The organism is Stenotrophomonas sp. YJH_SMC_91, assembly GCF_059368495.1.
Window position 1 is genome coordinate 1 of the sequence record NZ_JCAFRT010000023.1, and the last position, 11695, is coordinate 11695.

Below are 11695 nucleotides of genomic sequence, written 5' to 3' on the forward strand. Positions count from 1 at the left end.
CGCGAATCCAGGCCGGGGACAAGCCCTGGTAGAGACGGCCGCTGGCCGGCTGCTCTCGATGCTGGATTCAATGAGGTTGCCGGCCAGCGGCCGGCACTACCCGAAGCGCGAATCCAGGCCGGGGACAAGCCCTGGTAGAGCCGGCCGCTGGCCGGCAGTACCCGAAGCGGTCAGCGCGGCTGCTTGACCGGCAGCACCACGCGGAAGCGCGAGCCCACGCCCGGGGTGCTGTCCAGGTCGATGCGGCCATGGTGCTTGTTGATGATGCTGTAGGAGATCGACAGGCCCAGGCCGGTACCGCTGCCCACCGGCTTGGTGGTGAAGAACGGATCGAAGATGCGCTGGCGCAGTTCCGGCGAGATGCCGCCGCCAGTGTCTTCAAATTCGACCCATACCTGGTCACCGTCGACACCGGTACGCACGGTGATCGTGCCGCGCTCGGCAATGGCGTGGCCGGCGTTGAGCAGCAGGTTCATGTAGACCTGGTTCAACTCGGACGGCAGGCATTCCACCAGCGGCAGCTGGCCGAACTCACGCACCAGGGTGACCTTGTACTTGAGCTCGTTCCAGATGATGTTGATGGTCGATTCCAGCCCTGCGTGCAGGTCGACCAGCTTCCACGATTCGTCGCGGCCGGAATACGAGAAGTCCTTCAGGTCACGCACGATGCGGGTCACCCGTTCGATGCCTTCGCGCGATTCGGCCATCAGCTGCGGCAGGTCGCGGCTGATGAAATCGATGTCCAGGCGGTCACGGATATCGTCGATTTCCGGAATCAACGCCTTCGGGTCGGGCGCACGAAGGGCGCGTTCGTAGGCTTCGATCACCGTGAACAGGCTGCGCAGGTACTCCTGCAGGCTGCCCAGGTTGGAGTGCACGTAGCCGATCGGGTTGTTGATCTCGTGCGCCACACCGGCAGCGAGCTGGCCGATGGACGCCATCTTTTCCGACTGCAGCAGCTTTTCCTGGGTACCGTTGAGGCGCAGGTAGGCCTGGCGCAGCTCGGCATGGCGCTGCTGCAGCTCGCGCTCGTAGTCTTCCTGCCCTTCGATATGGCGGAACAACGCCAGGAAGTGCCCTTGGCCGACCGGGCCGTGGTGGTAGAGGTGGGCGATGACCACACCCTCCCCCAGCGGCAGGCTGCCGTTCCAGTGACCATGCTGCCGCGCCTGTTCCAGCGCATCGGGTGGCAGCAGCTCACGCAGCCGCTGCGGCGGCAGTGCACCGTCCTCCCCACCCGCCAACAGGTTCTGCGCGGCCGGATTGGCCAGCGCCACCTGCCCGTCTTCAGTGAACAGCAGCAGCCCTTCGCGCAGGCGCTCAAGCAGGGCCTGCAGCACCGGCTGCGGCGGAAGGGGGGCGGTAACCAGGGCGTTGGCAGCGGACACGGCGACTCGGGACGTTCGAACAGGCGCCCAATATACGCGGTCACGCAGCGGGCTTCAGCCCGCGGGGGTGGGTAGTGCGACCGCCGTCGCGTCAGGCGACGGCGAGTGGGCGGCGGGCAGTGACGGTGTGTGACTGGCCCTTGGCGTCATAGGCCGAGGCGTCTTCGGTACGGCCCAACTGGCGCAATGCCCAGTTGACTTCGCGTCGGCGCCGCGAAAGCAGCACGCCATTGGCGCGGTTGCGCTCGGCCAGTTCCTGCAGCTGCTCGCCCTGCCCCACCGGCGGCGCGCCTTCCAGCGCACGCAGCGCTTCCAGCTTGGCGCCGGTGGCCCGGATCAAGGCGTGTACGTCGTGCTCGACCAGGGCCTGGCGTTCAACGTCCAGGGCCTGGGCGAGGCGCTGCAGCGGCTCGCTCATCGCCGCGGTCATCCGTGCAGCTGCTGGTCCAGATCGAGCATGCGCGATGCGATCGCGTCCGGATTGATCTTGTAGGTGCCGTTCTGCAGCGACTCGCGCACGGCGGCCACGCGCTGGGCGTCGATCGCCGGGGCGGTGGTCAGCTCACGCTCGATGGCCTGCAGATTGGTGGCCTCGCCGGTCAGGCGCAGGCTGTCGGCCGCCTCGACCGGGCGCGCCGCCGCATCGGTGCTGACGCCGGGCTTGTTGGCCGGGGTCGTCACGCTGCGCAGTGCCTGGGGGACCTGCAGGTTGCCGTCGATTTTCTGGCTCATGGGGTGTCCTGGAGTTGCCGTTCACAAGGGATAACGGCCGCAGGGCCGTGATCTTTAGGGATATTTTGCGGTAATTCAACGCGCCACGATTACGTCACCTGCGGCATCAACCGTGCCCTGCACGATCCGCCGCGAGGACAGGTTCTCGACCGAGACCCGCTCGTTCTCACCGGCATCACCCATCGCACGGCCGGCAATGCGGACCTCGACCGAACCGCGACGCGACACCAGGGCTACATTGTCTCCTCGCTTGATGAGACGCTGAACCACCAGGTCGTTGTTCGACAGCAGGGCTCCGGCCTGCAACGGACGGCGGGCGATGCGGCCGATCGCTGCATTGGGATCGGCCAGTACCGCACCGGCAATCCGGGCAGCGTCACGCTGGGCAGTGGTGATATCGGCGGCGGTGAGGGTTTCTCCAGTGCCGATTCCACGATTGAGCACCAGCACGGTCTGGTTGCGCCGCACCTTCACCGGCACGAACAGGCGCCAGCCCCCCGCATCAGGGCAACTGACCTCCACCGTGGTGTTGGCGGTAGGCTGCACCTGCAGCGCGCCGCCACACTTGGGCAGGCGCAGCGCATCGGCCACCTGGGCCTCACCCTCACTCCCGGCCGGCAAGGTCGTCAGCGCTGCGGCGCGGATGCTGGCTACGGGCTGCCAGTCGGCGGCCGTCGCCCACGGCGAGGCCACAGCAAGCGCGATGGCCAATAGAGATGTGACCCGGCGCATGGCGCCTCCTGTCGATGGGACCTGGCCCAGATGCGTGCAAGGTGTGTGCCAGAGACGAGGTCTCGGGATGGGGATGTGTAGAGTCGACTGTTAGTCGACTTTCGACTTTCGCGCGAAGCGCGGGATTTCCCGCGATCCGATAAGAGCAGTCGACTATAAGAGCAGTCGACTCACAGTCGACTCTACAGAAGCGGTGTGGAGCGCGTGGGCGGCAGAGCGCCCTCAAGTTCGGCGCCTACCCCGCCGATACAGCAGCCATGTCCCATGACCTGCTCAACCGGATCGACCAGCGGACCCGACTGGCCGGCCACAATCGCCTGGCGCTGCTGCTGTTCCGTCTCGGCGGACGTCAGCTTTTTGGCGTCAATGTCTTCAAGGTGCAGGAAGTCCTGCGGCGCCCGGAACTGTTCCAGGTGCCCGGACTGCCCAGCCAGTTCTCCGGCGTGGCCGACGTGCGCGGCCGCTCGGTGCCGGTGCTGGACCTCGGCCTGGCGATCGGCCATCCCGAGCGCGAGCCGGAGGCGGACACCTCGCCCGGCTACCTGGTCGTCACCGAGTTCAACCGCTCGATCCAGGGCTTCCTGGTCAGCGGCGTGGAGCGCATCGTCAACATCGCGGTGGAAGACATCCATCCGCCGCCGGAACTGGGCGCCGAATCGAGCTACCTGACCGCAGTGACCCGCTTCCAGGGTGAACTGATCCAGGTGATCGACGTGGAAAGCGTCCTGGCCGACATCGCCCAGGTGCGCGGCGAAGCGGTGCTCGATCCGGCGATGGCGATGCCCTCCGACGGCCCGCAGCTGCAGGTGCTGGTGGTGGATGACTCGCGCGTGGCCCGCCAGCAGATCCGCAGCGTGCTGGACCAGCTGGGGGTGGGCGCCACCCTGCTTTCCGATGGCAAGCAGGCGCTGGACCACCTGCTGCAGATCCACGCGTCAGGCGAGAACCCGGCCGAGCGCTACGCCATGGTCATCTCGGACATCGAAATGCCGGCGATGGACGGCTATACGCTGACGACGGAAATCCGGCGCCATCCAGGCCTTGCCGGCCTCTACGTGCTGCTGCATACCTCGCTGTCGGGCGTCTTCAACAATGCGATGGTCGAGCGCGTCGGCGCCAACGCCTTCGTCGCCAAGTACTCGCCGCACGAGCTGGCCGATTTCGTGCTGGACCGCCTGCGCAAGGTGGCGCTGGCGGCCTGAGGCCACTGATCCGGTAGTGCCGGCCGCTGGCCGGCAACCGCAGATCCATCGGGGAGCCGGCCAGCGGCCGGCACTACCCTCTCGAATTTGGCACACCCCTTGCAGCTTCCCGGGCAACGTTCCCGTGGGAGTGCACCGTGCGCAACCTGATTACCGACTACCTGGGCGTCCATGCCCAGGCCATGCCGTTGCGCGAACAGCGGATGAAGCTGATCGCCAGCAACCTCGGCAATGCCGACACTCCCGGCTACAAGGCCCAGGACCTGGACTTCGATGCCGCCCTGCGCCATGCCCAGGGGCAGGATGCCAATGGCCTGATGGCCACCACCCATGAGCAGCACTACGAAATCAGTAGTGGCCTGAACCCGTTCCAGATCGCGCGCGAGGGCGTGCAACCCAGCCTGGACGGCAACACCGTCGATCCCGATGCCGAGCGTGCGGCCTATGGCCGCGCCGCGCTCGAGTACCGCGCTTCGCTCAGCTTCGTCGAGAGCAAGGTGCGTTCCATGTTGACCGCGATCACGGGGCAATAAGCCATGAGCAACCTGCCGATCTTCGATATCGCCGGCTCCGCGCTGCAGGCGCAGTCGGTGCGCATGAGCACCATCGCCTCCAACCTCTCCAACGCCGATACCGTCGCCGGTTCCGCCGACGCGGTGTACAAGCCGCTGGAGCCGATCTTCCAGGCCGTCACCAGCAAGAACGATCCGAACATCACCTCGGTGAAGGTGAAGGAAATCACCCAGAGCGATGCGGCGCCGATCAAGCGCTACGAGCCCGGACATCCGCTGGCCGACGCCGACGGCTACATCTACCAGCCCGACGTCGATCCGGTGGCGCAGATGGTCAACCTGATCTCGACCTCGCGCAACTACCAGGCCGGCGTGGAGATGCTGACCACCGCCAAGGAACTGGCCCTGGCCACCCTGACCATGGGCCGCTGAGGCCCGCAGTACCGGATACCGCCATGACCACCGCCGTCAACAACCAGACCAACCAGGACGTCTACACCGCACTCGGTCTGAACGCCCCGAACAGCAACGCCACCAAGAAGAAGAACACGCTGGACCAGGCCGATTTCCTGCGCCTGATGACCGAACAGCTGCAGCACCAGGATCCGCTGAAGCCGATGGACAACACGCAGATGGTCGCGCAGATGGCGCAGATGTCCACCGTGCAGGGCATCACCGATCTGAACAAGACGGTGAAGGGCTTCCAGGAATCGATGGCCAGCGACCAGGTGCTGCGTGGTGCGGCGCTGGTCGGCCACCAGGTGCTGGTGCCGTCGGAAAAGCTGGTGCTGGAAAAGGAAGGCAACGTTGAAGGCACGGTGGCCGCGCCTTCGGCCGGCATCATCACCGTCGACATCACCGATGCCACCGGCGCCAAGGTCACCTCGCTGAGCGTGGAAGCCAAGGCCGCCGGCGAGACTGCGTTCCAGTGGGACGGCAAGGATGCCAACGGCAAGCGCATGGAGCCGGGCAAGTACTCCATCGTTGCCAACCACGTCGATACCGCCGGCAAGAGCACCAAGTTGTCCACCTACGTGCAGGCGCCGGTGGAAAGCGTGACCGTCGGTTCCGACGGCCTGTACCTGAACCTCAAGGGCCTGGGCACGGCCCCGATCGACTACGTGCTCCGCGTCAGCTGAGCCGCACACCCCGCACTTACCAGGAGCATCCCATGGGCTTCAATGTCTCGCTGTCCGGCATCAATGCCGCCAATTCCGACCTGAGCGTCACTGCCAACAACGTCGCCAACGTCAACACCACCGGCTTCAAGGAATCGCGCGCCGAGTTCGCCGACCTGTTCTCGGCCACCGGCTATGGCCTGTCGAAGAACGCGGTCGGCTCTGGTGTGCGCGTTTCCAATGTCGCCCAGCAGTTCAAGCAGGGCCACAACGAACAGACCGGCCGCAGCCTGGACATGGCTATTTCCGGTGAAGGCTTCTTCACCATGAACATGAACGGCACCCGCGTGTACTCGCGCGCCGGCAACTTCCAGACCGATGCATCGGGCTACGTGGTCAACCCGCAGGGCGCGCGCCTGCAGGTGTTCGCACCGAATGCCGACGGCACCAACTTCGATGCCGGCCGCATGGTCGACCTGCAGCTGCTCACCACCGACAGCCCGCCGAAGCAGACCAGCGAAGTGAAGGTCGGCTTTACCCTGCCGGCCAACGCGAAGCAACCGACGGTCACCACCTTCGATCCGACCGACTCCAACAGCTACAACCACTCCAGCGGCGGCATCACCGTGTACGACTCGCTGGGCGTCAGCCACATCCAGGTCTCGTACTTCGTGAAGGGTGCCAACCCGAACGAGTGGACCGTGCGCAACTACGTGGACGGCCAGCCGGCCGGCGCGCCGACCCCGGTCACCTTCGACAACAGCGGCAAGCTGGTCGCACCTGCCAACGGCAAGGTCAGCCTCGGCACCTTCACCCCGACCACCGGTGCCGGCGTGCTGAACATGACGCTGGACGTGAGCGGCTCGACCCAGTACGGCGAAAAGTTCGCGCTGCGCAACACCCAGCAGGACGGCTACGCCGCCGGCAAGCTCAATGAGATCACCGTGTCGGAAACCGGCGTGGTCTATGCCCGCTATTCCAATGGCGCCGACAAGCCGCTGGGCCAGGTCGCGCTGACCACCTTCAACAATCCGCAGGGCCTGGAATCGAAGGGCAACAACCTGTGGGTGGACACCTTCAGCTCGGGCACCCCGCGCACCGGAATGCCGGACACCTCCAATCTCGGCAAGATCCAGGCCGGCTCGCTGGAAGCATCCACCGTCGACCTCACCGAGCAGCTGGTCAACATGATCACCGCGCAGCGCAACTTCCAGGCCAACGCGCAGATGATCACCACCCAGGACCAGATCACCCAGACCGTCATCAACATCCGTTGATGAGCTGCTGACCCTGTCACGGAACTCCCCGCATGGATAAAGCCCTTTACGTGGCGATGACCGGTGCCCGCGCCTCCCTGCAGGCGCAGGGAACGCTCAGCCACAACCTCGCCAACTCGGACACCCCTGGCTTCAAGGAAGCGCTGGCCAATACTGAAGCCTTCCCGATCAAGGGCCCGGGCTTTGCCTCGCGGGTGGATGCGCTGCACGTCGACGCCGGCTTCAACCGTACGCCCGGCTCGCAGCACATCACCGGCAAGCCGCTGGATCTGTCCCTGCAGACCGGCACCTGGCTTGCCGTGCAGTCCAGCGACGGCAGCGAGGCGTACACGCGCGGCGCGGCGTTGTCGGTGACGCCGAACGGCCAGCTGGTGACCTCCAGTGGCCGCACGGTACTGGATGACAACAACAATCCGATCGCCATTCCGCCCTACCAGGCCATGGAGATCGGTGCCGACGGCACGATCTCGATCATTCCACAGGGCGAAGGCCCGCAGACGATGGCGCAGATCGGCCGGATCAAGGTGGTGCAGGCGCCGGACGAGCGCCTTGAGCGTGGCCTGGATGGCCTGTTCCGCAACACCGACCCGCGCCAGCCGTTCGCCCCGGCACAGGGCACGGCCGTGCACAGCGGCCAGCTGGAAGGCAGCAACGTGGACGCCGCAGGCGCGCTGGTGCAGATGATCCAGCTGCAGCGCCAGTACGAAATGCAGGTGCAGGTGATCAAGCACGGCGACGAGAACGCGCGCAGCGCCAACAGCATGCTGCGCCTGGGCAGCTGACGGAATTCCGGCGCCGCCTGATGCCGGCGCTGGCACACCGCTTGCACACCCGCATACAAGGGCCGCACCACGCGGCCGGCTTCACCAGACAGGACATCGAAGATGAACCAGGCATTGTGGATCGCGAAAACCGGACTGGATGCGCAGCAGATGCGCATGTCGGTGGTTTCCAACAACCTCGCCAACACCAACACCACCGGCTTCAAGCAGGACCGTGCCAGTTTTGAAGACCTGCTGTACCAGCAGGTGCGCCAGCCCGGCGGCTCCTCCTCGGCACAGACGCAGCTGCCAACCGGCCTGCAACTGGGTACCGGCGTGCGCGTGGTCGCCACCGCCAAGAATTTTGAACAGGGTGGCCAGCAGCAGACCGGCCGCGCCCTCGACGTGATGGTCAATGGCCGCGGCTTCTTCGAGGTTCAGATGCCTGATGGCAGCTCGGCCTACACCCGTGATGGCTCGTTCAAGATCAACCAGGACAGCGAGCTGGTCACCAACAGCGGCTACCCGGTGCAGCCAGGCATCCAGATTCCCGAAGGCGCGCAGTCGGTAACCATCGGTACCGACGGCACCATCAGCGTGAAGATGGCCGACGGCGCCGCCTCGGTGGAAGTCGGCGCGCTGACCCTGACCGACTTCGTCAATCCGGCCGGCCTGCAGGCCCGTGGCGAGAATCTGTTCCTCGAGACGACGGCCTCCGGCCCGGCACAGAACGGCAACCCCGGCCTCAACGGCCTCGGCACCGTGGTGCAGGGCGCGCTGGAAGGCAGCAACGTCAACGTGGTGGAAGAGCTGGTGTCGATGATCGAAACCCAGCGCGCCTACGAAATGAACGCCAAGGCGATTTCCACCACCGATTCAATGCTCGGCTACCTCAACAACAAGCTCTGACCGGCCAACCCGGGAAACCGCCATGTCGCCCATTTCCAACTTCGCCCGCACTGCCCTCGCCTGCACCGTGGCTGCCCTGCTAGGTGGCTGCGTCATTGCCGGCGATGTGCGCCCCTATCCGGCAATGGCACCGATCCAGCCGATCATGCCACCGCAGTCCGAACCGACCGCCGGCGCGATCTACGCGGCCGGCCCGACCCTGCAGTTGTATTCGGACCGTCGCGCGCGCGATGTCGGCGACCTGCTGACCATCACCCTGCTGGAAAACACCACCGCGCAGACCAGTGCCAATACCGCCACCAACAAGGAATCGAACCTGAGCCTGGGCACGCCGTCCATCCTCGGTGCGCCGGTCACCCTGGGCGGCAAGGACATCCTCAGTGCGACGGCCAAGGGCGCACGTGACTTCACCGGCAAGGGCAACAGCGCGCAGAGCAACCGCCTGCAGGGCAGCGTCACGGTGACGGTGATCCAGCGCCTGCCCAACGGCAACCTGGTGGTACAGGGGCAGAAGAACCTGCGCCTGAACCAAGGCGATGAACTGGTGCAGGTGCAGGGCATCGTGCGCCCGGGCGACATCAGCCAGGACAACACCATTCCGTCCAGCCGCGTGGCCGAAGCCCGCATCGTCTACGGCGGCCGCGGCCCGGTCGCGCAGTCCAACGCGATGGGCTGGCTGAGCCGCTTCTTCAACTCCGGCCTGACGCCGTTCTGAGTATGACCATGAAACTCTTCTCCTCTTCTTCCTGGCAGCGACGCATGACGTCGCTCTACTGCGGCGTGTTCCTGGTCTTCGCGGTGGTGGCCCCGGCCAGCGCCGAGCGCATCAAGGACCTGGCCCAGGTCGGCGGCGTGCGTGGCAATGCGCTGGTGGGTTATGGCCTGGTGGTCGGCCTGGATGGCAGCGGCGACCGCACCAGCCAGGCACCCTTCACCGTGCAGAGCCTGAAGAACCTGCTCGGCGAGCTGGGCGTGAACGTACCGCCGAACGTCAACCCGCAGCTGAAGAACGTGGCCGCCGTGGCGATCCACGCCGAACTGCCGCCGTTCGCCAAGCCGGGCCAGCCGATCGACATCACCGTGTCCTCGATCGGCAACGCGGTGTCGCTGCGCGGCGGTTCACTGCTGATGGCCCCGCTGCGCGGCGCCGACGGACAGATCTACGCCATCGCGCAGGGCAACCTGATCGTCGGCGGCTTCGGTGCGCAGGGCAAGGACGGTTCCCGTGTCTCGGTGAACGTGCCCAGCGTCGGCCGCATTCCCAACGGTGCCACCGTTGAGCGCGCCCTGCCCGATCCGCTGGCCAACGGCGGTGACATCACCCTGAACCTGCACAACAACGACTTCACCACGGTCTCGCGCATGGTCGCTGCGCTCAACAATGCGTTCGGCGACGGTGCGGCGCGTGCGGTCGACGGCGTGACCGTGGCGGTTACCGCGCCGAGCGATCCGGGTGCACGCATCGGCCTGCTGGCGCGCATCGAGAACCTGGAACTGACCCCGGGCAGCGCTCCGGCCAAGGTGGTGGTCAATTCGCGTACCGGCACCGTGGTCATCGGCCAGCAGGTGCGCGTGGGACCTGCCGCGATCTCGCACGGTTCGCTGACCGTGACCATCCAGGAAAACACCAACGTCAGCCAGCCCAATGCGCTGTCCGGCGGCCGTACCGTAGCCAGCCCGCAGTCGACCATCACCGCCACCAACGACGGCAGCCGCATGTTCAAGTTCAGCGGCGGCACCACCCTGGACGAGATCGTGCACGCGGTGAACGCCGTGGGCGCAGCACCAGGCGATCTCATCGCGATCCTGGAAGCCCTGAAGCAGGCCGGCGCATTGAGTGCCGAGCTCGAGGTGATCTGATATGCGCATCAATCCCGCATTCGATCTGCACCCGGCACAACAGAACGATCCGGCGAAGATCGACAAGGTCGCGCGCCAGCTGGAAGGCCAGTTCGCGCAGATGCTGGTCAAGAGCATGCGTGACGCCAGCTTCGGCGACTCGCTGTTCCCCGGCGAAAACAAGATGTTCCGCGAGATGTACGACCAGAAGATTGCCGAGGCGATGACCCGCGGCAAAGGCCTGGGCCTGTCCGGCATGATCAGCCGGCAGCTGTCCGGCCAGGCCGCCGATGGCCCGGCGCTGGATACCCGCGTGGACCCGGCCAAGGCCAGCCGTGCCTATCAGCTCAATGCACCGGCCAAGCCGGCACCGTCGCTGCCGCTGGAAGACGGCAGCCAGGCCGTGCATTTGCTGCAGCAGATGGCCGCCGGCGCCCAGTCCGGCGCACACGCGGCGGTTGCACCGATGGAACAGGCGCTGGACCTGATCGCCGGGCGCGAAAGCAGCAGCATGCACCGCTCGCTGGGTACCGAAGATCCGTACATCGGCGGCCTGCAAGGCGAGGACTGGGCTGCCAACAGCGACCAGTGGGCGGCCACCGCCAGCAACCGCGGTACGGCCATCAGCCCGGCCGATGCGATGGCGACCCGTACCGCCGTCGCCCAGCTGGGCGAACACACCCCGGAAGGCTTCGTCGCCAGCATCTGGCAGCACGCGCAGCGTGCGGCCAAGGAACTGGGCGTGGATGCCCGCGCCCTGGTTGCCCAGGCGGCGCTGGAAACCGGCTGGGGCAAGCGCCACATCAAGCATGCCGACGGCAGCACCTCGCACAACCTGTTCGGCATCAAGGCCAATGGCTGGAACGGCCAGCGCGCCGTGGCCGGCACCCACGAGTACGTCGATGGCGTGCGCCGCAACGAGACCGCCAGCTTCCGTGCCTACAGTTCGCCGGCCGAGAGCTTTGCCGACTACGTGCGCCTGCTGAAGACCAGCCCGCGCTACCAGCAGGCCCTGCAGGCCGGCACCGACGTGCAGGGCTTCGCCCGTGGCCTGCAGCGCGCCGGCTATGCCACCGACCCGCGCTACGCGGCCAAGATCGCCGCGATCGCCGGCGGACCGACCATCGAGCGCGCCGTCAGCGCCGTGGCCGATGCCGGCTCGCGCCTTGGCCAGACCTTCGCCAGCACCGCAACCGCGGCGCTGGGTATCACCCGTCGTTGAGGA

General features: G+C 66.4%; 14 protein-coding genes. 10 read left to right on the forward strand and 4 right to left on the reverse strand.

Translation table 11 applies throughout. The features are described from left to right. Nucleotides 1-170 precede the first annotated feature (170 nt). From AC5P5X_RS19290 to flgA, 4 genes are all read right to left on the reverse strand, one after another. On the reverse strand, nt 171-1388 hold the full coding sequence (locus AC5P5X_RS19290) for an ATP-binding protein (RefSeq protein WP_005409581.1): 1218 nt from the start codon (nt 1386-1388) through the stop codon (nt 171-173). Between the two features lie 91 nt (nt 1389-1479). After that, nucleotides 1480-1818 (reverse strand): flagellar protein FlgN, encoded by a 339-nt coding sequence (locus tag AC5P5X_RS19295; RefSeq protein WP_005409580.1) that lies wholly within the window; start codon nt 1816-1818, stop codon nt 1480-1482. Continuing rightward, a complete protein-coding gene (flgM, locus tag AC5P5X_RS19300; RefSeq protein WP_005409579.1) occupies nt 1815-2120 on the reverse strand; it encodes a flagellar biosynthesis anti-sigma factor FlgM in 306 nt (101 codons plus the stop codon). Before flgM ends, AC5P5X_RS19295 begins: the two co-directional genes overlap by 4 nt. A gap of 75 nt (nt 2121-2195) precedes the next feature. Further along, entirely contained in the window at nt 2196-2852 is a 657-nt protein-coding gene (gene flgA / locus AC5P5X_RS19305; RefSeq protein WP_005413275.1) for a flagellar basal body P-ring formation chaperone FlgA, read from the reverse strand. Between the two features lie 257 nt (nt 2853-3109). Between flgA and AC5P5X_RS19310 the strand changes: the two genes are divergently transcribed. The 10 genes from AC5P5X_RS19310 (at nt 3110) to flgJ (ending at nt 11692) form a co-directional block, all read left to right on the forward strand. Continuing rightward, complete coding sequence (locus AC5P5X_RS19310) at nt 3110-4054, forward strand: chemotaxis protein (RefSeq protein WP_005409577.1); 945 nt, start codon at nt 3110-3112, stop codon at nt 4052-4054. A gap of 137 nt (nt 4055-4191) precedes the next feature. Then, a complete protein-coding gene (flgB, locus tag AC5P5X_RS19315) occupies nt 4192-4587 on the forward strand; it encodes a flagellar basal body rod protein FlgB (protein WP_005409576.1) in 396 nt (131 codons plus the stop codon). Between the two features lie 3 nt (nt 4588-4590). Beyond that, nucleotides 4591-4998 carry a flagellar basal body rod protein FlgC gene (gene flgC, locus AC5P5X_RS19320; protein ID WP_033835497.1) on the forward strand — a complete coding sequence of 136 codons (408 nt, stop codon included), beginning with the start codon at nt 4591-4593 and terminating at the stop codon, nt 4996-4998. Between the two features lie 23 nt (nt 4999-5021). Further along, nucleotides 5022-5705, forward strand: a complete 684-nt coding sequence (locus tag AC5P5X_RS19325; protein WP_005413273.1) for a flagellar hook assembly protein FlgD — start codon at nt 5022-5024, stop codon at nt 5703-5705. Nucleotides 5706-5737: 32 nt separating this feature from the next. Next, nucleotides 5738-6961 (forward strand): flagellar hook protein FlgE, encoded by a 1224-nt coding sequence (gene flgE, locus AC5P5X_RS19330; RefSeq protein ID WP_111189492.1) that lies wholly within the window; start codon nt 5738-5740, stop codon nt 6959-6961. Nucleotides 6962-6993: 32 nt separating this feature from the next. Beyond that, a complete protein-coding gene (locus AC5P5X_RS19335) occupies nt 6994-7743 on the forward strand; it encodes a flagellar basal body rod protein FlgF (RefSeq protein ID WP_049402746.1) in 750 nt (249 codons plus the stop codon). A gap of 102 nt (nt 7744-7845) precedes the next feature. Next, nucleotides 7846-8631 carry a flagellar basal-body rod protein FlgG gene (gene flgG / locus AC5P5X_RS19340; RefSeq protein ID WP_005409571.1) on the forward strand — a complete coding sequence of 262 codons (786 nt, stop codon included), beginning with the start codon at nt 7846-7848 and terminating at the stop codon, nt 8629-8631. A gap of 22 nt (nt 8632-8653) precedes the next feature. Next, complete coding sequence (gene flgH, locus AC5P5X_RS19345; protein WP_111189491.1) at nt 8654-9346, forward strand: flagellar basal body L-ring protein FlgH; 693 nt, start codon at nt 8654-8656, stop codon at nt 9344-9346. A 2-nt stretch (nt 9347-9348) separates the two neighbouring features. Then, nucleotides 9349-10491, forward strand: a complete 1143-nt coding sequence (locus AC5P5X_RS19350; RefSeq protein ID WP_495216039.1) for a flagellar basal body P-ring protein FlgI — start codon at nt 9349-9351, stop codon at nt 10489-10491. Nucleotide 10492: 1 nt separating this feature from the next. After that, on the forward strand, nt 10493-11692 hold the full coding sequence (gene flgJ / locus AC5P5X_RS19355; RefSeq protein ID WP_005409568.1) for a flagellar assembly peptidoglycan hydrolase FlgJ: 1200 nt from the start codon (nt 10493-10495) through the stop codon (nt 11690-11692). Nucleotides 11693-11695 lie beyond the last annotated feature (3 nt).